At 68.2% G+C, this 22,428-nt stretch carries 25 protein-coding genes; all 25 read right to left on the bottom strand.

Annotated elements, in window-relative coordinates:
* Window positions 1-5: 5 nt before the first annotated feature.
* The gene (gene gpJ, locus OKW52_RS18160) at window positions 6-3,359 is read right to left on the bottom strand and encodes a TipJ family phage tail tip protein (protein ID WP_264506952.1); all 3,354 of its coding nucleotides are present in this window, start codon (window positions 3,357-3,359) and stop codon (window positions 6-8) included.
* On the bottom strand, window positions 3,356-3,802 hold the full coding sequence (locus OKW52_RS18155) for a C40 family peptidase (RefSeq protein ID WP_264506951.1): 447 nt from the start codon (window positions 3,800-3,802) through the stop codon (window positions 3,356-3,358). The genes gpJ and OKW52_RS18155 overlap by 4 nt, the downstream gene beginning before the upstream one ends.
* Before the next feature lie 14 nt (window positions 3,803-3,816).
* Entirely contained in the window at window positions 3,817-4,341 is a 525-nt protein-coding gene (locus OKW52_RS18150) for a hypothetical protein (RefSeq protein ID WP_264506950.1), read from the bottom strand.
* Window positions 4,338-4,757, bottom strand: a complete 420-nt coding sequence (locus tag OKW52_RS18145) for a hypothetical protein (RefSeq protein WP_264506949.1) — start codon at window positions 4,755-4,757, stop codon at window positions 4,338-4,340. Before OKW52_RS18145 ends, OKW52_RS18150 begins: the two co-directional genes overlap by 4 nt.
* On the bottom strand, window positions 4,754-7,627 hold the full coding sequence (locus tag OKW52_RS18140; RefSeq protein WP_264506948.1) for a phage tail length tape measure family protein: 2,874 nt from the start codon (window positions 7,625-7,627) through the stop codon (window positions 4,754-4,756). The genes OKW52_RS18145 and OKW52_RS18140 overlap by 4 nt, the downstream gene beginning before the upstream one ends.
* On the bottom strand, window positions 7,617-7,910 hold the full coding sequence (locus OKW52_RS18135) for a DUF1799 domain-containing protein (protein ID WP_264506947.1): 294 nt from the start codon (window positions 7,908-7,910) through the stop codon (window positions 7,617-7,619). The genes OKW52_RS18140 and OKW52_RS18135 overlap by 11 nt, the downstream gene beginning before the upstream one ends.
* A gap of 51 nt (window positions 7,911-7,961) precedes the next feature.
* A complete protein-coding gene (locus OKW52_RS18130; RefSeq protein ID WP_264506946.1) occupies window positions 7,962-8,279 on the bottom strand; it encodes a phage tail assembly chaperone in 318 nt (105 codons plus the stop codon).
* A gap of 20 nt (window positions 8,280-8,299) precedes the next feature.
* Window positions 8,300-9,232, bottom strand: coding sequence for a phage tail tube protein (locus OKW52_RS18125; RefSeq protein ID WP_264506945.1), 933 nt, complete (start codon window positions 9,230-9,232; stop codon window positions 8,300-8,302).
* A gap of 182 nt (window positions 9,233-9,414) precedes the next feature.
* On the bottom strand, window positions 9,415-9,849 hold the full coding sequence (locus OKW52_RS18120) for a phage tail terminator protein (protein WP_264506944.1): 435 nt from the start codon (window positions 9,847-9,849) through the stop codon (window positions 9,415-9,417).
* Window positions 9,849-10,277 (bottom strand): gp436 family protein, encoded by a 429-nt coding sequence (locus OKW52_RS18115; RefSeq protein ID WP_264506943.1) that lies wholly within the window; start codon window positions 10,275-10,277, stop codon window positions 9,849-9,851. The genes OKW52_RS18120 and OKW52_RS18115 overlap by 1 nt, the downstream gene beginning before the upstream one ends.
* A gap of 72 nt (window positions 10,278-10,349) precedes the next feature.
* A complete protein-coding gene (locus OKW52_RS18110) occupies window positions 10,350-10,784 on the bottom strand; it encodes a helix-hairpin-helix domain-containing protein (RefSeq protein ID WP_264506942.1) in 435 nt (144 codons plus the stop codon).
* 11 nt (window positions 10,785-10,795) lie between these two features.
* The gene (locus tag OKW52_RS18105; protein ID WP_264506941.1) at window positions 10,796-11,692 is read right to left on the bottom strand and encodes a Mu-like prophage major head subunit gpT family protein; all 897 of its coding nucleotides are present in this window, start codon (window positions 11,690-11,692) and stop codon (window positions 10,796-10,798) included.
* A gap of 13 nt (window positions 11,693-11,705) precedes the next feature.
* Entirely contained in the window at window positions 11,706-12,143 is a 438-nt protein-coding gene (locus tag OKW52_RS18100) for a hypothetical protein (RefSeq protein ID WP_264506940.1), read from the bottom strand.
* Window positions 12,143-13,201, bottom strand: a complete 1,059-nt coding sequence (locus OKW52_RS18095) for a phage protease (protein WP_264506939.1) — start codon at window positions 13,199-13,201, stop codon at window positions 12,143-12,145. The genes OKW52_RS18100 and OKW52_RS18095 overlap by 1 nt, the downstream gene beginning before the upstream one ends.
* 186 nt (window positions 13,202-13,387) lie before the next feature.
* A complete protein-coding gene (locus tag OKW52_RS18090; RefSeq protein WP_264506938.1) occupies window positions 13,388-13,882 on the bottom strand; it encodes a phage virion morphogenesis protein in 495 nt (164 codons plus the stop codon).
* Entirely contained in the window at window positions 13,879-15,033 is a 1,155-nt protein-coding gene (locus tag OKW52_RS18085; RefSeq protein ID WP_264506937.1) for a phage head morphogenesis protein, read from the bottom strand. The genes OKW52_RS18090 and OKW52_RS18085 overlap by 4 nt, the downstream gene beginning before the upstream one ends.
* Window positions 15,020-16,690, bottom strand: coding sequence for a DUF935 domain-containing protein (locus OKW52_RS18080; protein ID WP_264506936.1), 1,671 nt, complete (start codon window positions 16,688-16,690; stop codon window positions 15,020-15,022). Before OKW52_RS18080 ends, OKW52_RS18085 begins: the two co-directional genes overlap by 14 nt.
* A complete protein-coding gene (locus OKW52_RS18075) occupies window positions 16,690-17,886 on the bottom strand; it encodes a hypothetical protein (RefSeq protein ID WP_264506935.1) in 1,197 nt (398 codons plus the stop codon). The genes OKW52_RS18080 and OKW52_RS18075 overlap by 1 nt, the downstream gene beginning before the upstream one ends.
* Complete coding sequence (locus tag OKW52_RS18070) at window positions 17,883-18,374, bottom strand: hypothetical protein (RefSeq protein ID WP_264506934.1); 492 nt, start codon at window positions 18,372-18,374, stop codon at window positions 17,883-17,885. The genes OKW52_RS18075 and OKW52_RS18070 overlap by 4 nt, the downstream gene beginning before the upstream one ends.
* Window positions 18,371-18,979 carry a DUF3486 family protein gene (locus OKW52_RS18065; protein ID WP_264506933.1) on the bottom strand — a complete coding sequence of 203 codons (609 nt, stop codon included), beginning with the start codon at window positions 18,977-18,979 and terminating at the stop codon, window positions 18,371-18,373. Before OKW52_RS18065 ends, OKW52_RS18070 begins: the two co-directional genes overlap by 4 nt.
* Window position 18,980: 1 nt before the next feature.
* Entirely contained in the window at window positions 18,981-19,280 is a 300-nt protein-coding gene (locus OKW52_RS18060; RefSeq protein WP_264506932.1) for a VpaChn25_0724 family phage protein, read from the bottom strand.
* 3 nt (window positions 19,281-19,283) lie between these two features.
* A complete protein-coding gene (locus OKW52_RS18055; protein ID WP_264506931.1) occupies window positions 19,284-19,625 on the bottom strand; it encodes a DUF2730 domain-containing protein in 342 nt (113 codons plus the stop codon).
* A complete protein-coding gene (locus tag OKW52_RS18050; RefSeq protein ID WP_264506930.1) occupies window positions 19,622-20,149 on the bottom strand; it encodes a hypothetical protein in 528 nt (175 codons plus the stop codon). Before OKW52_RS18050 ends, OKW52_RS18055 begins: the two co-directional genes overlap by 4 nt.
* Window positions 20,149-21,048: a glycoside hydrolase family protein gene (locus tag OKW52_RS18045; protein WP_264506929.1), complete on the bottom strand. Its 900-nt coding sequence runs from the start codon at window positions 21,046-21,048 to the stop codon at window positions 20,149-20,151. The genes OKW52_RS18050 and OKW52_RS18045 overlap by 1 nt, the downstream gene beginning before the upstream one ends.
* Before the next feature lie 249 nt (window positions 21,049-21,297).
* Window positions 21,298-22,413, bottom strand: a complete 1,116-nt coding sequence (locus OKW52_RS18040) for a GGDEF domain-containing protein (protein WP_264506928.1) — start codon at window positions 22,411-22,413, stop codon at window positions 21,298-21,300.
* Between the last annotated feature and the right edge of the window lie 15 nt (window positions 22,414-22,428).

Here is a 22,428-nt window from a genome sequence, read left to right as displayed (position 1 = left end):
GGTCCTCAGATGATGGTGACGGGGAACGGCCCGACTGCCGGGCCGGGGGATCCGTCGGCGTTTTGGGGCTCGACCCAGACGTAATGGATGCCTTGGGAGAGGCAGGCGGCGGTCTCGAGGTAGAGGACGGCATCATCGATTGCGCCGTCGAAGGTCGCGGAGGCGAGGAAGCCGACGGTGTCGTTGCCGCTGACCGCCTGAAGGCGATCGAGGTGTTCGGCGTTTGTGGTGGCGACGGTGCCGGAGATCGTCGATCCACCGGTCAGCTGCGGGGTCAGGGTGCCTGCGGTGCGGTCCTTCACGGTGACGGCGGCGCGGTACCATTTGCCGGTTTCGGTGGTGATGCCTTGGGTGATGGCACCTGAAGCACCACCGGTATGGGTCGCAACGCCCGCCGCGATGGCCCAGCCCGCGCCGGGCACCCAGGCGGCCTCCGTCGCGAACCCGCCATTGGTCACCAGGTTGCTGCGGGTCGTGTCGCCCAGGGCGAAGGAGTAGCTGGTCAGCGGGCTGACGGGGTGGGGGGTGCCCACGGCGTCGGTGGCGCGATCAAGCACATCGGAGGTCGAGCGGTAGATCTGGAGCCTGGTCGTTGCGCCGTCGCCGCCGGTTGCGAGCTGGATCAGGGCACCGCCCAGAAGCGGGGTGATGTTGATCGACTCGGGATCGAGGGCGGCCGGAATGGCCGCAGCCCCCGCGCCGATCACAAGCGTGATGGGGGGCGACCAAGGCCCGGCGACGCCCGCAAACGAGATCGCCTGCGCCCGGATCTGGGCGGTGTAGCCGTGGGGATAGGGGGCTATGCTCCCTCCGCTGCTGGCGGCGGGCAGGTCGAACTCGGTCCAGTCACTTACCGTCCCGAGGCGATGCCCGATCCGATAGCTGGCCGTGTAGACAAGGCCTGCGCCGGGCTTGAGGAAATAATTGATCTCGCCCGGCTCCCAAAACCCGACAGGCTCCCGCCCTTCGCCCGGGTTCCAGACCACGGTGCTCGACACGCTTGTGAAGCGCGGCGCTGGCGGCGCCAGCAGGCTCGCATCGATCTCGGCACCGACGCGGCTCGACCAGTCCGGGATCTCGGCGGCATCGGTGAGGGTGTCGATCTCGGGCGCGGCGGCGACGGCGCGCAGGATCGAGCATTGATCCTCGGTGGTCTCGACCCGGCTCACGATCACCTTGAAGCTCTCGCTGCCCGCCTCGCCGAAGAGCACGAGGTCACCCGCCAGCGGCATCGGCCCGTTGCCGGTGAGCGTGACGAGGTCGCTCTCACCAGGAAGGGTCGCAACCGCGCGGATGACCGAGGTGCCGACCGTGTCGGCGTCGCCCTCGAACACCCGGAAGCGCAGGGCGTAGCTCACACCCTCGGCCATGGTGACCGCTTCGTCGAGATGCACGGCCGTGCCGACCACGGCGCGAACCCGCGCGGAGCCTTGCGTGTTTGAGAGCACGTCATGGCTGATCACCACGGCGTCACCCCGTGTGGCGACGCGCACCGCGCCGTCCTGGGTGACCTCGATCAGATCGGGGCGCAGGGCGGCTTCATGGAAGCGGCGGATGCCTTCGCGGTAGACGATGGCGGCGTCGGTCAGGCCGGGCATCTCCAGCGGTTCGGTCAGCGTGATATCGCCCGCATAGCCGGGGCGGCGGATCACCCGCTCGGCGGTGGCGTAGTCATTGCCCTGATCTTGAAACCGGGCAATCCAGGCGTGCGGCTTCTCGGTATAGGCGCGGCTCACCGAGACGTTCCAGCTGTTGCGCGGCGAGACGTGATCGACGATCAGATCGGCGGGGCGGTCGATGACCACGCCCCAGCGCAGGCCGTCATGGCGCGGCGAGGCGCGGCCTGCCACGGCGATCTCGGTGAGCGCCTCGCGCAGGGTGGTGCCCGCGCGGTCCTGGACGCGGTTGTAGTGCAGGCCCTTGAGGCGGCAGAAGTCGTGCCAGTCCGCGAGCTGGGCGAGGTCGATCTCGGCATCCGGGGCGGGCTTGGGGTTGGCCGGGCATTGCAGCACGTAGCGATAGAGCGAGGCCGGGTTCGAGGTGGCACGGGTGAGCCAGGTCTCGCTCTCATGGTCCCAATCGAGACAGATCCGCCGCCCCATGGCGCTGAATGTGTCCAGCGCGCCCGAGAGCTGATAGGTCGCCTTGGCACGGACCGCCACCAGCGCCAGGGGCCGGTGGTAGTTCAGCGGATATTCCGGCCGGATCGTCTGCAGGCCCGCCCAGACCAGCCGCTGCAGGACCTTGGTGTCCTCGGTCTCGGCACTCAGCATGGTCAGACGGATTTGCCACCGGCCGCGTTCGGGAAATGTCCAGGTGTGTTGACGATAGAAGCCTTCGGCCTTTCTGCCGACGAGGGTGAGCACGGTCGTTTCGGTCCATTCTTCTGCGGTGACCAGGCGCTGCTCGACGCGCACATAGATCGCCATGTGATGCTTGTCGCCATCGTCGTCGAACCAAGCGAGGCCGGACGGGAAGGCAAAAATCACCGAGGCGCCGGACGCATCGCTGCCGGTGGTGCGCACGACGGGGGTCTCGATCGGCGCGCCGCCGGTGACCTCACCGGCATCGTTGCGCGGCAAGGGACGGGTGAGCTCGACGCCAATCTGCTCCTCGAGGATCTGCAGGGGGTAGAGGCTGCACGGATCATCGCCCGCATGCCCCTGGCGGACTTCGATGTCGATCTCGTCGAACTCGGAGATCGAGGTGTCACCGATGCGGAAGTCGCTGAGCTCGATCGGCCCCTCGCCGAAGTTGAAGAGCGCGTGGATGTACTGCAGATCGCCCGAGATCTCGGTCCAGCTTTGCGCGGCGAAGGGCGGGGTGTAGCGGATCTGGCCCAGCAGAACGGGGACTGCGCCGTTGGGATCGAGGCGGTTGCGCCAGCCTGAGATGCTGAAGCTTGGGCGTTCCTCGTCGGGTTTGACCGGCGGGATCAGCGCGTTGATCAGCAGGTTGCCCAGCAGGTTGGCTCCTATGGTGACAAGCGCCGTCCCGGCGATTTTGCCAATGCCAAGGAACGTCCCCACTGCCGGACCGAACATCGTGCCCAGAGCGAGGGCCGCGATGGAGACGACGATCGACAAGATGGTGCGCAGGGCATCCTTGCCGGGGATCAGGCGGATGACGATGCGCACGCCGGGCTTCGGGCGCACGCGGTGCCAGAGCGCGCGCGGCACGATGGCAGATCCCGTCGGCGTGACGAGGGCGACGCGGGCATGGGCGAGATCCGCCTGTGATGCGGCGGGCAGGGCGGCCGCGACGATCTCGGCGACGGTGAGGCCCTCGGGGAGGGTGATCTCGAGGCGGGCCGCTCCGGGATCGAGCGCGGGGGCTGTGAGGATGCGAAGGCCGCTCATCGGGGGGCCTCGCTGATCAGTTGAACGGGCCGTTCAACAGCCCTTGAAGCGTGCCGGAAATGCCCGGCAAACCGGCTGTGCCACGGCCCCTCGGCGTAGCGCTCGACCTTTGATTGATCCTCACCGGCCATGTGGATCATGAGGCCGGGGCGGATGACGACGCCGACATGGGTTGCAAAGCGGCCGCGCCGGAAGACGGCGATATCGAAGGGGGCGGCGGGACCGGTGACCGGCTGCCAGAGCGGCGCGGCGGTCTCGCCAGCGATCAGCGCCGCGATCTCGCGGTGCTCGTCGGCCGAGGCATAGCCGCCGAGATAGTCGGGCAGGGTGATGCGCAGCTCGTGCCGATAAATCACGCACGCCAGCCCCCAGCAGTCGCAGCCCGCGCGGGTGCGGCCGAGGTCGGCGAAGGGGATGCCGAGGAAACGATCAGACCAGCTCATGGATGGTGCACACCTCATGGATGCAGCCCCGGAAAATTCAGCCGGGTCATGCGGCCGGGTGGGAAGGGTTCGAGCTCGATCTCGTCGCGGCTGAGTGTGAGGGTGATCTCGGCGGCGGTGATGTCGGCCGAGGCGAGCTGCAGCCCGGTCCATTCGGCCTCGATGGTGTCGGGACTGTCGGCGAGCACGACGGCGATGCTGATCGTCGGCGGCTCGGTGAACGAGCGCAGCAGGGCAGTGAGACCGGCGTCGAGGTTCTCGATGACAAGGCGCGCGCTGGCGGGGGCCTCGTCGTCATCACCGGGCAGGACGGCCGAGGCGACGATCCAAAGATAGGGGTCTGTCACCGGGTTGGCCCCGCGCCATGTGGAGCGGGTGCCGTAGGTGAGCGGGTCCACGGACAGCCGTTCGGTGTTGTCGGTGGAGAGCCGGATCGGCGCGTCCAGATCGGGATGCTCGATCAGGAACAGGGCCACCTCGATCTCGGCCGAGGCGGGGGCGTCGAAGGCCAGACGGGCGTTGAGCGAGAGGCGTCTCATGGCATCACCACGACGCTGAAGGATTTGCGGAACTCAAGGCCGACAAGGGTCTCCGTGGGCAGGGTATCGCCCCAGGCGCAGAGCCACGTCGCGCTGAGCAGCAAGGGCGTGACCGCGTCGGCCAGTAGCGCGTCGCCCCCGGTTGAGAGCACCGGCCAGCCGTCCGTCGTCGGGTCGGGCATCTGGAAGAGCAGCGCGCCTTCGTTGCAGTCGTCGTGGAAGAACCCATCGAAGACGGCCTTCTCGTCGCGCGAGAGCAGGACGGAAAGCTGCACCATCCTGGCCACGGAAGAGAACCGGCGCCGGTAGGCGGGCGGGCCTGCGTCGGACTGGCGCTTGCGGCGCGCGTCCTGCGGCTGGACCTGCCAGCTGTCGCGCTCGGGGTGCGGAAGGGTGTCGGGCCAGATCCGTATCATGCCTGCCGCCTCCGGCTCATGCGGCTGAGGCCGTAGACGCTGCGCAGGGTTTGCCCGCCGCGCCCGCCCGGCGTTGCCAGGCCTGCGCTGACCGCCTCGGAGAGGATGTATTTCTGCTGGCGCTGGCCGCGCGCGTCGGTGGTCTCTTCAGTCTCAACCTGCATCGGCGTGCCGGTGTTGTTGACCAGCACCGGCTGCAGCTGGACCACGGCGGGCGTTGCCGCCTGGGCATTCGCCGCTGCCCGGGTCGGCGGTGCAGGGATGTGGCCAAAGCTGCCGCCTTGCGCGAAGGGCTGCGGCGCAAAGCCCGAGGGCATGGCGACGCCGAGCTTGCCCGAGGCCAGCCGGGTGAGCGGCAGGGTTGTCTCACGACCGTCGATCAACGCGCCAACGCCTGCGCCCATGGCGTGCGACAGCGGCATGATCGCCTCGGGGCCTGCCTCGCCCATCACGCCGAGTTGGCCGGGCTGATCGCCATAGGCAAAGAGGGTGGGGGCACCGACGACGGCCCCCTTGGCGTTGAACTTGACGCCAAAGAGGCTGCCAAAGAGCTGCCCGAGCAACCCGCCCGAGGAGGAGCCGCTGGCCCCGAACAAACCATCCGAGAGCTGCTCGGTGCCGATCTCGATGATCTTGTCGAGCACGCGGTCGAGCACGTTGGTCAGGATCTCGCCTGCCGAGGCGCCGCTGCGCAGATCGTCGATGATGCCCCGCAGGGTCTCACGGCCGAGATCGCGCACGCCTTCCATCGCCCGCGTGCTGGCCTCCTGCGCTTCTGTCTCGCGCTGACGGGTGGCGATGAGCTCCTCGATCTGGTCGCGCTCGGCCTGCGTTGCGGCGGCAAGCACCTCGCGCTGGCGGATCATCTCCTGCTGGACGGGATCGGTCTCGCGCAAGAGGTCAATCTCGGTCTGCAGCCCGGAGATCAGCTCGAGCACGGCCTCGCGTTCCTGAGCACTGGCGCGGGCACCATCGCGGCGGGAACGGTTAAGGGCGGTGCGCTCCTGATTGAGGCGGGCGACTTCGGCGGCGGCGCGCCCGGCGGCGTTGACCTCGGCATCGAGCGCGGCGAGTTCCACGCCCTCGGCGCCATCGCGGCGCACGCCCTGGGCGCGGCGCATGCTTGCAGCGGCGAGCTGATAGGCCTGATTGACCGGGTCGGTGTAGCGTGACCGGATCCGCGCGTCTTCCAGCGCAGCCGCCCCTTGGGCCGAGAGGCTTTGCGCCGCATTCAGCGCGCGCATGATCTCGTCGGCCATCGCCTGCGCCTCGGCGCGGGCACGCGCCACGCCCGAGGCCATGTCGGTGCCGGCCAGCCCGTTGGCGGCCTCCCAGGCCTGCCGCAGCTGGTCTTTGAGCGCGTCGCTGATATCGAGCGTGCGCAGGGTCTCGCCAAAGGCGCGGCGCTCGGCCGCAACGCGGAGTTCGGCGACGAGGCGGCTGTCCTCACCGTAGCGGGTGATAGCCTGACGGATCGCGGCCTCAGCCTCAAGGTCGGCGAGCATCTGCGCGCCGCGCCGGGTGTCTTGCTGGCCCCGGCTCTCGAGCAGCGCGACGATCTGGCGCGCGCGGTCCTCGGCGGCGAGCAGATCGGCGAGGAACTGGCGGCGCTCATCGGTGGCACCAAGCCCGGTGATCACCGCCTCGACCATCCGGGCGAGCTGGCCGTATTGCTCGGCGAGTTCGGCAGGCTCGTGCAGGGTACCCAGCCGGGTGATCTCGGCGCGCAGGATCTCGGCATCGCGGCGCCCGAGATCGAGGTTGCGGCGCAGGGCCAGCACGCCGCTGGCTTCATCCGTAAGCGTGAAGTCATACCAGCGCCCGCCTGCGGTCTGGCCAATGGTGGCGCTGGCGGCATCGAGGGCGGCGCGGGCGTCGATCAGCGCGAGCCGCTCGCGGGCCTCGATCAGGCGCTCGACCTCAGCTGTGATGCGGCCATAGCGCGCCTCGGCCTCTTCGAGCCCGCCGGGTGTTGCGAGGCGCGCGGTCTCGCGCAGGGCGGTGATGCGCTCGTCGAGATCGGCCAGTGCGTCGTCAACAGACGCGGCACCGTCGCGCATCGACAGGAGCGCCTGCACGCCCATGGTGCCGAGGGCGATCATGCCGATGGTTGCCAGCGAGGCCGGGCTGACGATCGACATCAGCGCGGGACCGAGGCCGCGGATCGCGGCCCGGTGCCCGCCCATCTGGGTGAACACCTGGTTGATCTGGGTGCCTTGCTGCATGGCGAGTTGCAGCGGGTTTTGCATGGCCAGCGCCATGACACTGATATCGTTGAACTGCGCGGCCAGGTTGGCGGTGTGCATGACGTTGACCGAGGTCGCGCGGCCAAGCCCGGTCATGGTCCCGGTCATCGGCGCGAGGCTGGCGCTGGCGCGGTCGCGCGCGGCGGCGGCTTCTTGCGCCCCCAGCGCCCCCAGACGCTCGGCGTCGGCGATGTCGCGCAGCTGCTGCTCATAGGCGCGGGATGCCGCGAAGAGCGGATTGAACTGGGCGCGCACCCGGTCGAGCTCGGCGCGGTAGGCGGCAGTTTCCGTCGCCGTTGCGGCCAGCTCGGCACTTTGCGCGCTGGTCTGGCGGTTCAGACCGGCGACGGCGCCCTGCAGGGTGTTGGCGGCGGTGGCGGTGCCGGTGAGGGTGGTGCTGAGGGGCGCAAAGGCGGTCGCGACAGCGGGGGCGACGGTGCGCAGGGCTTCGGCGCTTCTGGCGGTGCCCTCAAGTGCCGTCTTCGCCGGTGCCATCGCGCCCGTCACCTCCGGGCCTGCCTTGGCGAGCTCGCGTGCGGCCTGAGCGGTAGCCGCCAGCTCGCGCCGGGCCTGATCGGCCTGCGCGGTCAAGAGCATGCTCAGGTGCAGATTCTCACCGGACAAGGTTCAGCTCCTCGATGGCCCCGGCTTCGATCTGCCGGAGGTCGTTCCATGTTTCTGCGCAGGGCGCGAGGCCAGCGAGCGTCAGCCCGGCCTGCGCGGCGGTGTAATCGAGGCCCATCCAGATCAAGGCGCCGTTGGGAAGCGCCGTGCAGCGCCATTGACCGGCGACGGCGAGGAAGGCAGCGAAGGCGTCGACGTGCTCGGGCCAGAGACCGTCATCGGGGGGGTCTTCGGCCGGGCACGCGGCGCAGGCCCCAGCGCCTTGCGTCCTCGGTGGCCTCATCGCGGGGGTCTTGGGCCAGATCCCCGCGCGCCCAGTGCCGCCCGGCCTGCGTCAGTTTCCCCGCTTGGCGCCCGCGACCGCGTCGACATAGGCGTTCAGCACCGCCATGCGCACGAAGGGCAGGCTGATCAGCGTGTCGCGCATGCTGTCCGAGAAGGGGATCGGCACGTCCGCGTCATCGACGATGCCGTCCCAGCCGACCCAGACCATACGGGTCTGTTCGTCGGCATCGCGCTCGAAGACGTTGAGCTCGGCCCACGGGATCACACGAAACCGCGCCTTGAACTTCTGGTCGGCAAAGCCGCCATCGACCGGCACGCGGACGGTGACGTCATGGGTGAACTCGGGGTTGCGGGCGATCTTGAGCATAGGGGCTCCTGTAACTGGGGTCAGGTGAAGGACAGCGTCCACTGGTCGTTGCCGGCATCGGGCTGGGGCACGAGGCGCAGGGGCCACTCGGCGATGCCCTGCTGCTCGTCGATGCCTTGCAGGCGCTGCATCTGGGCGCGCGGTACCGCCAGGGACACGATGTTCCCGGCAACGGTCCCATGGGTCAGCGCAACCGGCACCTGCGTGCGGGCCTTGGCCAGCGCGAAGGGGTTGAGCGTGGTCAGGGGCAGAGCCTCGACGGTGGTCTCGAGCGTTTCTTGCCGTCCGGTGATCAGCACGCGCTCGGCGCCGATCAGGAAGCGCGGCTCGACCTGGTTGCCGAGAGTGAGGGCGAAGCTGCGCATCACCAAGCTGACGGCGTTCACGGTGAAGACGGGCGTGTTGGCCGTCGTGGCGGCCATGACGTCGGCCTCGAGCTGATCGTCGAGATCGGGCTCAACGCGGACGGCCTCGGACGGCGCGGTCCAGAGCCCGGTCAATTCGACCTCGAGGACCGGAATGCCGCTGGCGTTGACGCGGATCGTGCCGGTACCGCGCGCGCCGATCAGCGCAAAGCGCGTGTCGCCGATCCACAGATGCGCGGCGACGCTCTCGTGGCTGCGGCTCACCGGGTTGTAGGTGACCGAGGTATCGACCACGATGGTCTGGGCACATCCCAGCGCGCGCAGCAGCTTACCGACCACGGGCGGCGTGCCAGCGGTGCCGGAGCCCACCAGCTCGACCTTGAAGCTCATCTTGGCGTGCAGATCGACGGGGATCGTCGCCTGAGCCCCCAGATGCGGGCGTTCCAGATTGCGCGACAGATCCTGGCCTTCCATCGGCATGATGCGGATCTCGGTGGCGAGGATCGCGTCCGAGGCGGCCAGGGCAGGCGCCGTGCCATAGGTGCTTTCCAGCGCCAGCAGAAAGATCTTCTCATTGAAGTAGATCATGGTTTATTCCTTAGAGACTTGTACGGGTTGGCGGCGGTGTTCGGGGCGGGGTGCGTCAGCAGGTGCCGCCCCGTGCTCGCTTACCGGCACCAGCTCTGGCACCAGCGCGCCGCCTTTCTCACGAACGTAGCTGCCGCCCTGGCGGGGCTGTTCTTGCTTCGCGGGTGGGGTTTTGCGCCTGGTCATCGCGGATCGATCCTGAGTTGGGAGGCGACGGCGAGGTCGAGCTGGTAGACCAGCAGCCCGCGCGCCACGTTGAGCATCTGGCCGCGCTTGAGCCGCATCGGACCCGGCGCGCCGGTGGGGACCCAGCCAGCGAGCGCCGCAATCACCGCGTCGCGCTGGGTGATGATCCAGTCGCGTCCCGTGCCGCCGAGCGGATCTTCGGCGCGCTGGGTGAGGATGACGCTCAGGCCTTCCTCAACCTCCTGCACAAAGGCCCCGGTGGCGGCGCGCGCCTGACCACCGGCCAGCGACATGGCCAGCACATAGGCGCCCGCTTGCACCTGGCGGATGTCGTTGGACGCGACGAGGGCGGAGAATTCGGCCGCCCCGCGCAACCGGCCGACCAGACCGGGTACGCGCGCTGCAAGGCGCTGGAGGGTGGCCTCCAGCATCAGATGAAGCCCTTGAGGTTCTGCGCCGTGAAGGGCCGCTCGCGGTCGGTCAGCCGCGCGCCGGTCTCGCCGGTGGCGGTCGGCTCCACCGTCAACGCGGTCAGGCGGATCGTGCCGCTGGCGATCTCGCGCAGGCTGCGCAGGGCGTCGTCATAGTCGCGGCGGATCTTGGGATCGGGTTCCCAGCGGTGCAGGCGGTAGAAGGCGATGGATAGTGCGATGTCCACGATCTGCGGCGGCACCTCGACCAAGGGCGTGACGTACCGCGCCCGCAGATAGCCATCGATCACCCCGTCCGTATCGGCGAGCGCGCGGTCCACGACGCCCTCGTCGATCGCGCCCGAAGGCGGATCGGCGCGATCCGTCAGGCGTTCCAGCGTCTCCGCGCCAAAGCGATCGGTGAGCGTGAGCAGTGTGGCGTAGGTCATGAACGGGGCCTTCAAGCGGCATTGAAACGGGGGTTGAAACGGCGATGAAAAGACGGGTGAAGCGGGAGGTGATCAGGCTTCAGGCTCGGCCTCGAACTCGACAGTGAGCGTGGGGTCGGCCTCGATGGCGGCGCGTTCCTCGTCGGTGGGATCGGCCAGGGCCAAGCGCACCGGCTCCGGGCCAAAGTGCCAGCCCGCGCGCCAGCGGCCGCGCTTCGGGCCGGTGACGAGGAGGGTGCCAGTGGCCGGGGTCGGCTCAGGCGTTGAAGCCGGTGGCATGGTGGCCGGGGCGGTGTGGGGATCTGTGCCCCCTTGGTCCGCCCCGGTTGCCGCCAGCGTTGCTGCCTGCGCAATCCATGCCGCCCAGTCCGGGCTGCGCAGACCTGCAACCTCGGGCGGGGCGGCGGGGTCAACACCGGCCAGAGCGGCAAAGCTGGCGATACCGGCCCCGGCCAGCGCCTTCGCGCTGCCCGTGCCGATCCCCTTGATGCGGGTCAGATCATCCATGGGGGTCTCCCTCACGCCAGCCAGGGCACGACGAGCAGCTCGGCGGTGCCTTTCCACTCGTTGGTCTCGCCCCCGGCGGCGAACTCGCTGTTTAGGATCTTGCGCGCGGCACTTTCCAGCGCGGGCGGCACGACCAGCAGGTTCGGCATCAGCCCCAGCGGGCGGCCGTGATCGCCCTTCAGGCTGGAGAGCGATGCGCGGGCGGCGGCATAGGCGGCGGCGTTGAGCGTTTGCTTCGAGCCATAGGCAAACTGCCAGAACCCGAAGCCGACATTGGCGCGGGCATCCGTGCCATAGACGAACTCGCGGTTCATGAAGACGTTGGGGCTGCTCAAGTCGGTGATCGAGGTGAAGGTGAAGTCGCGCCGCTTTTGCAGGATGATCGGCTTCAGCGCGCGGTTGGTATCGAGCAGAAACCACGGCGTGCCCGAGCCGCCGCCGGTGTTCGACACGGTGAGCATGGTCTGGCCGTCCTCGGCCAGCACCGGATGATCGGTGTCAAAGAACGGCTGGCCGTCGTAGCACTCGGTGGTGAAGCCGTCCTTCAGGAGCGCGAACACCAGCTGGTCCCACTTCGAGCCCGCCGAGAGGCCCATCTCGGCAAAGAGCGGGGCATAGATGCCGAGATTGTCGGTCTCGATGTCGTCCTTGTCGACGGCGATGGTCAGCTCCCAGGGCTTCTCGCGGATCGAGTAGTCGTGCTGGGCGAGGTTCTGCACGGCGCGCGGCCCGAGCCATTCGCGCACATTGGGGATCTTGCCCAGCCAGCCGTATTTCTGCTCCTTGGTCGAGGCAGAGACGACGGTGGACACGCGCAGGTGCTGGGACGGGGCTTGCGACAGCGCGCCCTGGAAAGTGGATTTGTAGCCGACGCGCAGGGCGTCAAGATTGGCGGCATTGACGAGCATGGGCTCAGTCCTCTCAGGAAAGGGCGGCTTTGGTGAGGGCGGCGTCCACGCGGACCCAGACCCCCAGGTCGTCGACGTCATCGACGACACCGGCAGGGCTGCGGGTGTTGGTGGCATGGGTCTTCGCCACGGTCTGGTCATCGACCGCGTAGCAGACGGCACCGATGTCAGCGGCGGTGATCAGATCGCCCGAGGCCGAGTTGGCAAAGCGGTAGATGCCGGGGCGGTAGCGCAGCTGCTTGTCGCCTGCGTCGCCGCTGGCGTTGTCCACGCGCTCCTCGGCGCGGCCGACGCCGATCAGGCCAGTGGCGGTGCTGGCCTTGACCAGCGTGCCGGCTGCGTTGCGCATCACCAGCGCGCCCGCGTAGATCAGCTGCGAGGCGGCCACATTCCCGGTGCGCAGATCACCGGCAGCCTGTTGCGTGTTGCGGTCAGACGTCAGGGCCACCATCAGCGGGCCTCCTCTTGCTCGGATTTGAGAACGGCGGCATAGGCCTCGGGGTCAAAGCCGCCGAGGCGCACCGCCTCGCGCTGCTCGGCCTGCAGGGCGATCTTGCCGTCGGCGGAGGGGGCGGGGGTGGTGGCCAGCGTGCCGCCCGAGCCCAGAATGGGCAGGGCGCCCAGCTCTTTCTCGACGCGGGCGGCATCCGTCATGTGCATGGCGATGTAGTGCTCGCGCAGGGGTTTGACGCCGACCCGGCCACGCTTGATCTCGCCGTCGACGAACACCGTCGCGCGCTCCTGGGCGGCGGAGTCGCGCAAGGCGTTGAGCTGGGTGGTGACGGTGGCGAGCTCGGTCTGCAGCGCGACGACGGCGGTGTCGCTGCTGGGTGCTTTGGCGCGCACGGCGTTCAGGATGACTGCGGGCTCGGCATCTTGCGCGACCCCCAGAGCGGTGCCGATCTCGGCCATCTGCGCTTGCAGGGCGGTGGCTTGCGGCGCGGCCTGGTGCAGGGTGGTGACGCGCTCGACCAGCACATCCTCGGTGGCATCAGTCTGCAGGCCGAGCAGGGCGGCCAGGCGTTGGGACAGGGACATAGGGTCCTCCTGGTGAAGCGCGGTCAGCCCGCGCAGATTGGGACGGTTGACGAGCGAGGCGCGCAGGATGCGCAGCACGCGGCCGGTGGCGTCATGGGCAATGGCGGGGGAGAGGGCGAGATAGGCGCGGTCCGAGAGCAGCGCCCGCCCGGTGGCGGTCCAGTCAACCTTGCCCCAGATGCCGTCGGCGCGGGCTTGCAGCTCGACAATCCAGCCGCGTGACGGCGAGGCCTCGCCGCGCGGGGCGGCGAGATCAATCGCGTGGTTCTCGTCGATGGGGAGTTTGGCCGTTCCCCCGCGCTCGCCCTGCAGACTGTCGGCGATCAGCCGCGCCGGATCCTCGACGCGGTACGGCCCGCGCCCGTCTTGCGTGGTGATGGTGCCAGCGGGCAGCAGGTGCACCCAGGCGACGGCGGTGTCGTCGGGCAGGGGGGCAGCCTGCAAGAGGGCGATGGTGGGGCTCGTGTTCATGCCCACAGATTCGCGCAGGTGGCGGGAGCAAAATAGGCACTACGGTTTGCGGGAAACGGGTCGAAACCGAACCGCGCCTGTGCGGGCCGCTGAGCGGGCGTCCTGCCTCAGACGCCCGGTAGGCGCTCAAAACCCGACTTGGGTATTAAATAGGTATTTAACGGCGCTCTCAGAGGGTAACGCGCCTCACTCCGAGCCCCACGCCTGCATCAGCCAGTCGTTCAACGCCGAAATGATGCTGTTTCGGTCCTCATCGGACACCCCGAGGAAGGGTCGGGCGGGGATATCGCCCCAGGGGATCGGATACCCGGCGGCGTTCTCGCCAAACTCCCCCTTGGTCGCCCCGAATTGCATGACGGCGGAATAGATCACGTTCGTCCCCCAGCTGACCTCGGTGGCACTCGCCTGCGCGGCGAAGAGCGTGTGCAGATCGCCACTTGGCCCCCAGAGTGGGCGCGTGTCGGTCTTGCCCGGCAGCCTGCGGTACCGTGCCAGCGTGGCCTCGGACTTTGGCGCCCAGGCCACGCCGTCAGGAGAAACGCCGGTCATAAACCGCTCGCGCGTGGTCTCAACCATGGTCTCGCCGATGTCCTGCAGAACGGGCTGCAGATCGGTCACCGCCCGCGCCACCCGGTCGAGGGCGCTCAGGATGGCGTCGTCGTCAATGTCGATGGTGATCATGTCAGGGTCCCAAGGATCAGGCCGAGCGCGCCGCTGGCCAGTTGGGCGATCAGCGCGCCCAGATCGAACGGGCGCAGGCTGTGCAGCGCGGAAGCCCTGTCGCCTGATCTGACCCGGGCTTCCAGCACCGGCAGCCCGTCGCTATCGGTGAGGACATAGATCAGATCGCCGCTCTCTTGATCCACCAGCACGGCCATGGGGCGGCGCATCCGGTCAGGCAGATCGGTGATGGCGGGTATGTCGACGCGCACGGCAGCAGGCGGCGCGAGGATCGCGGCGGCGTGGGGTGATGTATCCGGCACGACCCCGAGCAAGGCGGGCTGGTTGGTGCGACCTGCGCGGGCGTCGGCAAGCCAAACCGGCCAGGCGCGATCAACGACCCTGTCCAGCGAGCGCGCGAAATCCGCCGCGATGGGTTCCGGCAAACCCGCGGCCTTTTGCGCCGCCGTGATGATGGTGTCGGTGGCACTGGCCCCCGGCGCATAGCCCCAGCCGCGATCGACGCCCTCGGGCGCGCCGGTCTTCGGGTTGATCTGGTCCCAGCTGTCAGGGAGGGTGACGTCTGGCTTGCCGCCTCGCCGCTGCGCCGCGTTCATCGTATGCGCGCCGGTGATCCAGCAGCTGCAGCCCCAGCCGTTCGGCGGTGCCCAGATGTCCCAGAATGGATGATCCGAGGGCAGGATCAGCCCGTCGATCGCCAGATGCTGCTGGCGCGGTTCCATCGAGCCGCCGTGGCGATAGATCCAGTACCTGAACCCGGCCTCGCGCAGCTGCGCCATGCGTGCGGCGGCGTAGCTGGTGCGCATGTTGGTCTGGTAGATCACCCGGGTGCGCCAGGCCTCACCGCCGCGCGTGCCCTCGCCGGTCCATCCGTGCCAGCCATGCCGCACCACCAGCGCGCGGAAGTCGCGGCGGAACGCCTCGAGCCCGGTGCCCTGCGCGATGGCCTTGTCCATCGCCAGAGCGAGGTCGGCGAGCAGATCCGCCTTCATCGCCCCGGCGACGGTGAACGCGCGGTCATGCGCGGCGCCCTGCAGGTCTTCCCAGTCTTGCGTCGGCAGCAGGGTCCCGAGCCGCAACCGGAACGCCGCGATCTGCTCGGGGTAGGGACGGCGAAGGAGCGTGCGCAGGGGGGCGTCAGGCGGGGCCATCGGCCTCGTCCGCGACGGCAACGCGGCCCGCCAGATCGGCGGCGACCATGCCTTCTGCCAATCGGCTGGCAAGCGCGGAGGTGTCGAGATCCGGCCAGGCCGCCAGCACCATGGCGCGCAGCTCCTCGAGCGAGCCTGCGGTGTCCAGCATCGCGCCCAGCGTCTCGATCATCGGCGCGATTGTCGGTTGCGCTGACCGGGCGAGGGTATCGGCAAGGATCGTGTCCACGGGCGCAGCATCATTCCCACCACGCGCACCGGCATCGCCTGCCGCCTGCAGCGCCGGATTTTTGGACGGGCTTTGTCCGGTCTCGTCGTCGTCCTCGTCTTCCTCGTTTGCGTCGCCCCCGGACTTCGCCACTTCCTTTCCTTTGGTCGTCGCGTCCTTCTGCTCATCCTTCGGCGGCGCGGGCGCACCCAGCACCTCCTCCCCCGCCTCCGGGTCACTCAGCCCAAAGCGATCACGGATCTCGCTGGTCGCGACCTTCAGCCCCAGCGGGATCAGCACACCGAGGCTGCGCGCCAGCCGGTCGAGATCCTCGGGCTCGGGCCGGGCAATGACGATGCGCGGATAATGCGCGCGCGGGCCGAACTCGAGCTGCACCCACGGCCGCACCAGGTCGCGGTTGAGGATCCCGGCCAGGGCGCGGGCATCGGCGCGCTCGATGTCCTCTTGCACCTGGCGGTGTTCCTGCGCGACGGCATGCCCGCCGGATACCGCGTCGGTGGTCGTGGTCTGGCCCAGCACCGCCTTGGAGATCTGCCGATCAAGCCAGTCGGCGCGGCGCTCATAAAGATCGACCGAGGCCCCGACCGTGCCGGTCTCCACAAACTCGATCGACATGCTCTCGGGGATGATCGCCGCGCAGTCGCCTGCGATATTGGCCACCGCCCGGAACAGCGTGTCCTTGTCTTCCTTCGAGGCCCCCGGTGCCCATTTGCCCAGGCGCAGCGGCTGGCCATAGGTCTGCGCAAAGATCGCCCAGTCGCGCTGGGTGAAGGCCTTGAACATCCACGCCCAGCTTGCGACGCGGGCCAGACCCGACCGCACCGGCAGCCCCGATTTGCCCCGGATCACCGCGTGGATGAATTTGCCACCGGGCAGGGGGACTTCCTCCCCGCTCTCGGTGATCAGCAGCGGCGTCGTCAGATCCTTTTGCGCCGGGCGGAACCAGCGCGGATCGCGCCATTCCAGACGGCGCGGCATCCATTGCCCCTCGGACGTATCCCACAGGATCTCGGTGAAGCTGTAGCCCTTGCCGATGGCATCGAGGATATCGAAGAGCTCGTCCGACAGCTCGTCGCGCGCCAGCCAGTCGCGCACCACCTCGGCGATGTCCTGGTCGAGCGGATCATCACTGCCCGCTTCCACACTGATCTCGATCTGCGCCACCGAGCGTTTGCGCGTGGACAGCACGCCCAGATAATGCAGGTCGCGCTCTTCGATGGTCTCGGCCAGTTCCAGATAGCGCAGCGGATCGCCGCGATCTGCCTCGCGCAGGATCTGCGCCAGCCGCAGCGGGTTCAGCCCATCGGCGGGATAGCCCGCCATTGGCGAGCGTACCCCGCCCAGGGTCGCTCCGGCGACCTCGGTGGTCAGGGTCTTGCGCTGGATGGGATTGCCCCAGCGGTCGAGGAGTTGCGGTGTGCGCGCCATCAGATCAGCCCTCCTCGCAAGCCTGCCCCCAGCGGCGGGGTCCACCAGCCGCGCCCCGCGATGTCCGCGTCGTCGGCGTGATCGGCGTGGTCATACATCTGTCCCGCGCCGCCCTCGCGGCGCTGATCGGGCACCGCGCGGTAGCCCACCTCCGACCAGCGCATGCGGCTGGCAAAATGCGCGAGCGCCAGCGCGATGGCATAATCGCCGTGGCGCATCTTGCCCTTGGTGCCTTCGCGCAGGGCAGGCACGCGGGGGATGCCGCGCACCAGCTTCACCGCGCGCAGATCGCTCAGCAGATATTCGTCGCGGTGCAGCGCGATGGCGTCATCCTCGAACGCGGCCTTCAGCGGCGGCATTTGCAGCCGGTACCAGTCCTCGGTGAACTTGATCGCCCAGACGAGGCCCGCGCTGTCTTCGCTCTCGCGCAGGCCAAAGATCCGGCCCATGTCCTCGGCCACGGTCCAGCCCATGCCGGTGGCGTCAAAGGCCGCGCCGACGAGCCGCTCGCGCACCTTGCCCAGGATCATGCCGACCACCGCCTTTTGCTCGGCGCCGGGGACGTTGCGCATCTCGACCACCAGCTCTTCGCGGCGTTTTAACCGGGCTTCGATCGCCAGCAGCGAGGCGACGGAAAGATCGGCGACGCGGGCGAAGTCGAAGCCGAAGGCGTAGTGCGGGGTCAGATCCAGCCCGCCGAGCGCCTCTTCCAGCTCGGCCATGAACGGCGCGAGCAGGGCCGCCTGATCGAGCTTCGGCCGCTGCATGAAGTCGGGAGGCAGATCCAGCCGCAGCACCGGGCGCTCCACCGTCATGCGCGCCTCGATCAGCGGGCCGGGCAGCCAGGCACCGGAGGAGGCGGACGGGATGCAGAACAGCTCCTCGTCGGCGCCGTCACCATAAAACGCCACGATCTTGGCGCGCCACTCGGCTTCGGCCTCGGGCGTCCAGTCCTCGCCCTTGACCAGCGCAATGCGCTGATAGAGGCCTTCCCTCAGCGCCTCGTCGAAATCGATGCGCATGTGCTTGTAGGGGGCGCGGCCCGCCAGAATGTCCTGGACCGTCTCGTTGAACGGATTGTCCACGCCGTCATGCGTGGAGCAGACCACGACCTGCCCGCCCCACATCAGGAACGCCATCGCCGCCTTGATCAGCTCGGCCAGGTTGTCGACGAAAGCCGCCTCGTCGATGATCACCACGCCCTGCTTGCCGCGCAGGCCCCGGGGGCCGAGGAGAGCGCCAGCAGCTCGAAGCCCGAGGCAAAGCGGATGCGGAACGCCTGGATGGATTTGTCGCCGTCCTCGTCGCCCTGATCGAAAAGGAACTCCTCGGCCTCATCGGCGGCGAGGTTGAAGGCGCGCGCCCACATCGCGCAGGCGTCGATGAACTCGCGGGTCATCTCGCGCGAATAGGAGATGTACATCACGTCCATGCCGCCCGCGACGCGCTGGCGCGCGGCGCGCAAGACGCCGTAAGCCGCCAGCCCCCAGGTGAGGCCGATGCGGCGCGACTTCTCGATGAAGAGGGCCGAGCAGTCGCGCACCGAGTCCAGCATCGACATGGCACGGGCCTGATAGGGCAGCAGGACGGAGGGCAGGCCGACGGCCGATACGATGCTGGGCATGGCCTCGGTCGCCTCGCGCCGCTGGCGCGCCCAGTCGGCGGCGCTGACCGGGGCGCTCATGCCGACACCCCGAGGATCTGCGCCTTGATCGCCTGCGCCGTCTCGGCGGTGATGCCCTTGGCCTTGGCGACGGATTTGACCGCGTCGTCCACGCGGGTGGCGAAGTCCGCCTCGGCGCGGCGGCGGCGGTCGGTGGAGATCGACTGCGCCTGCACGGCCTGTTTGAAGGCGGCGGCAAGCTGCATGACGCTCTTGGCGTCGATGCCGTCCTCGTCGGCCTCGGCCAGCATGGTGAGCACCAGCGACTTGACCGTCTCGGCGGCCATGATGGTGAGATTGTCGGCGTCGGTCGGATCGAACTTGTCGGCGAGCGTGGCGACGATGGCGCGGGTTTGATCGAGCCGCCGGGTCAGCCGCGCCAGCCGCATCGAGTAGCGGTTGAACGACGCGAAGGCCGGGATGGCGAACTCGAGCTCACCCCGGTGCTCCTTCATCAGGTCTTCGCAGCGCAGCACGAACTCGGCGTAGATGTCGGTCTGGGTGCGCTCGCGCGCGGAGAGCTCCTGCGCCGCCCAGGCGATGAGGCCATCGGCCTCGGGCGGCATCAGATCAAACGACGACAGGCGGCCACGGCCGCGCGCGGTGCCAGACATCTTGCTGGCCATCTCAGGCGACCGGGCGCGACGGGCGCTGCACGCCCTCGATGGCGATCTCGCGCTCGAGATGGCGGGCGCCCTTGGCGGCGAGCGTCGCGACCAGCAGGCTGCCCACCGGCAGCGCGACCAGCGCCCCCATCTCGGCAAGATAGCGCAGCTCGTCATGCACCCAGGCACGATCCTTGCGGATGCCAAAGCGTTGCAGTTCCAGCACCAGAAAGTCGCTGTTGAGCGTCTCGTCGACCTGAGCGGCGAGCGCCTTCAGGATGATCAGCCGCGCCTGATCGCGGATCAGTTCGGCCATGTCCATGGCTTACCTCTTTGATTGTTGCAGCAGGAGTTCCTGCATCCGCTCGGCGATGGCGGCGACGGGCTGCAGGCGTTGGCCCATGATGCCGAGCTCGCCCTCCATCCGGCTGAGCGACAGCTCGATCTTGTGCAGATCGCCGGTCGAGGGCAGGGTGCGCAGCGTCTGCTCGACGCCACCCAGCCTTGTATCGTGGCGGCTCAGGCGCGCTTCGTGCTCATCGAGCCGGGTCTTGTTCTGGCGCGCGCCCGAGGCCAGCAGGCCCCAGAGCGACAGGCCGAAGTTCAGGAGCAGGGAGAGCGCGCCGACCCAGGCGATCACCGGCGACAGGGTGAGGGCATCGGTCACGAGGCACCTCCCGAGGTCCCCTGGCGTGAGATGCGCACCCAGTCCTTCACCGTGTGGCCGCCCATATAGAGTGCGGCGTAGATGCCGGTGACCGAGAGGAGCACACCGGGGTCAATCGGCGGCAGGGCGATGCGCCAGATGGCATTTGCAATATGCAACAGGACCACGGTCCAGAGCCACAGCCCGGCCAAGAGCCACATGAAGGCCGGGCGCCACGCCCAACCCCACCAGGGGCCGCGCTGTTCGGCCATCAAGAGCGCATATTGCCCCTCGAGGGCGGCGGCGTGCAGAGCGACCATCTCCGGCGCCATGGTCTCGACCTGGCGCAGCGCATCGACGACGCGCGGCGGGTCGCTCTCGGCCAGCGCCTCTGCCTCGTCGGCCGAAACGCCGAGGCGGCTGGCCACCGCGCCGATCACATCGGTGGCGAGTTGGGCATTCTGCGCGCCAAGGCGGCGGGTCAGGATCCTGCCGACGATCGGCACGCCGATCTGCAGGGCAAGGGCAGTTAGGGCGCTGCTCATCAAAAGCTCCTCAAGGTCGCCGCAAGGCGCGGCAGGATGGGGTGGATCCTGGCGGCGAGGATGTCGCGGTAGCGCCAGGCGAGATACGCCAGCACACCGAGACCAACCAACAGCGCCAGCGGGCCGGTCCAGGACAGCGGCAGATCGGCGGGCAGCACGTTGGTGGCGGTCTCGGCCCCGCCGCCTGCAGCGATGGAACCGCCGACAACGGTCTGGCCGCGCGCGTCGATCGAGCGCTGCAGGGTGGAGAGCGTGGCGCGGCCGAGGATACCATCGACGGTGAGCGCGTGGTCGCGCTGGAAGGCGCGCACGGCCTCCTCGGCGATGCCGCGCGCATCGCTGCCCACGGGATAGCCGCGAGCCGAAAGCGCCGCGCGGGCGGCGGTGACTTCTTCGGGGGCGAGGTCCAGCGTCACGCGAGCCAGACCGCGCGGGGTCTGCACCGGCACCGGCACGCCGTAGTCGCGATATGCAATCAGCCGGAACTCGGCCTCGCGGCGGCGGGTCAGGCCCGGCAGCACCTTGCCGCCGCCCTTGTTCCACCGCGCCAGCCGCTCGCGCATCGCGGCGACATTGCCGGACGCCCAGGCGGGCACCCAAGAGGCGCGGGTGATCGCGCCGGTGTTCCAGTGGAAAGCCACCCCGCCGTCAAATTCGTACTGCTTGGCGCCGGGCATGGCGCGGGTCACCGCAGGCTCGTAGCGGGTGCGCAGCGCCTCACCCATCAGGCGCGAGGCTTCCTCAGCCGTGATCACCATGCCCGGTTTGGGATCGACCACGCCCGAGGCCTTGGTCAGCCCGGCGCCGATCGTCCACTGGCCCGCCGGGCAGAGATAAGCCCGCAGGACAACGCCCTCGAGCCGCTCGTTGAACGCAATCCCTCGCTCGCTCGTCTGCATCCCTGCACCCCCGGTAAGTTCGGGATCAGGATGAAGGGTTCGGGAAAGGGGAAATACGCACTACGGTTTGTGGGGAGGCGAGGGGAGCGACGGGGCGGGCTGCTGGAAGGTCCGGTGAGCGGATCTTGCAGACCTACGCGCCACGTATGGGAATGTCCCGCTCGGCCGACGTTCAACGAACGGACCTTTTTGAGAGCCGTCGCCTCGGGCTCGTATGGACTTCGCCGTTTGGCAGCTGAATGCCCAGCGTCAGGCTGAAGCCGTGTAACTTGAAGGAAGGGCGCCACCTATAACGACACGATTTCGGCCTTTGGTTTTGGCAGCGTAAAGGGCCGTATCTGCGTTCCGCAACATCTCGCTTACGTCCATTTCCAGCGCGTCGATCCAAGACGCAACGCCGATACTGATCGTGAGTGGAATGGTCTTCTTGCCGTATCGAATGAGTTGCCGCTCAATCGCAGCGCGGTAGGCCTCAGCTCGGTTCTGGATATCATCCTGTGAAGTGTTTTCAGAAAAAACAGCAAACTCTTCTCCGCCGAGGCGGCATACGAAATCGTGGTCGCCAGAGGTGCGTTGCAGAGCGTCGGCGACGCGACGCAGGGCCATGTCACCTGCATCATGACCATAGGTATCATTCACTTTCTTGAAGTGATCGATGTCGATGATCATGACGGCACTGTACTGACCGGGCATCTTGGGAGACGGCTCAAGTTGCAATCGATCCATAAAGGACCGGCGGTTTGGCAAGCCGGTGAGACTGTCCGTCCCTGCAGTCTCCCGCCAGAACTTTTCCGTTCGGATGTAGCGCCGTTCCCGATCGATTATCAGGCCCATGACGAGGGCCCCAATTATGCAGCTCACTGTCAACACGGGGACTACGGTCGAAAACAGTTCGATCGCGACCGACATCGGCAGCATCAGTATCGCAATGGAGTGGAGGGACAGCAATGCACCCAAGCCGAGCAACTGGCGCAGGGTGACAGGTGATTTGCTGAGAATGAACCGATGCCAGGCAAAGCCAAGTCCTGCGCTGATGAGGATGCCAAAGGCACCGGGGATGGCCCCTGCTCCCCCCAGGTGAATCCGATACAGCCCAACGAGAAGTCCTGAGATAATGGCCGCCGGTAGACCCCCGAAAGCAGATGCGAGGCCGACGATGACGGCGCGCGCATCCAGAATGATGCCCTCGGACAGGTTGATAGGATTCACCATGGCCAAAATGGCTATAACGCCAAAGACAAGCCCGATGAGCACGGATTTCATTGTGCCGTTGCGCGTGCGGCGATGGATAATTCCGTAAGAAATACCGGCAATACCCATGAGACCGAGGCCGTAGACCAAGCTGGTCAGTAGATCTTGCAGCATACTTACTTTCCCGAA

Source organism: Pararhodobacter zhoushanensis, from assembly GCF_025949695.1.
GTDB classification, from domain to species: Bacteria; Pseudomonadota; Alphaproteobacteria; order Rhodobacterales; family Rhodobacteraceae; genus Pararhodobacter; species Pararhodobacter zhoushanensis_A.
The sequence above is the reverse complement of the archived record's forward strand: the minus strand, read 5'-3'. Positions and strand labels throughout refer to the sequence as shown.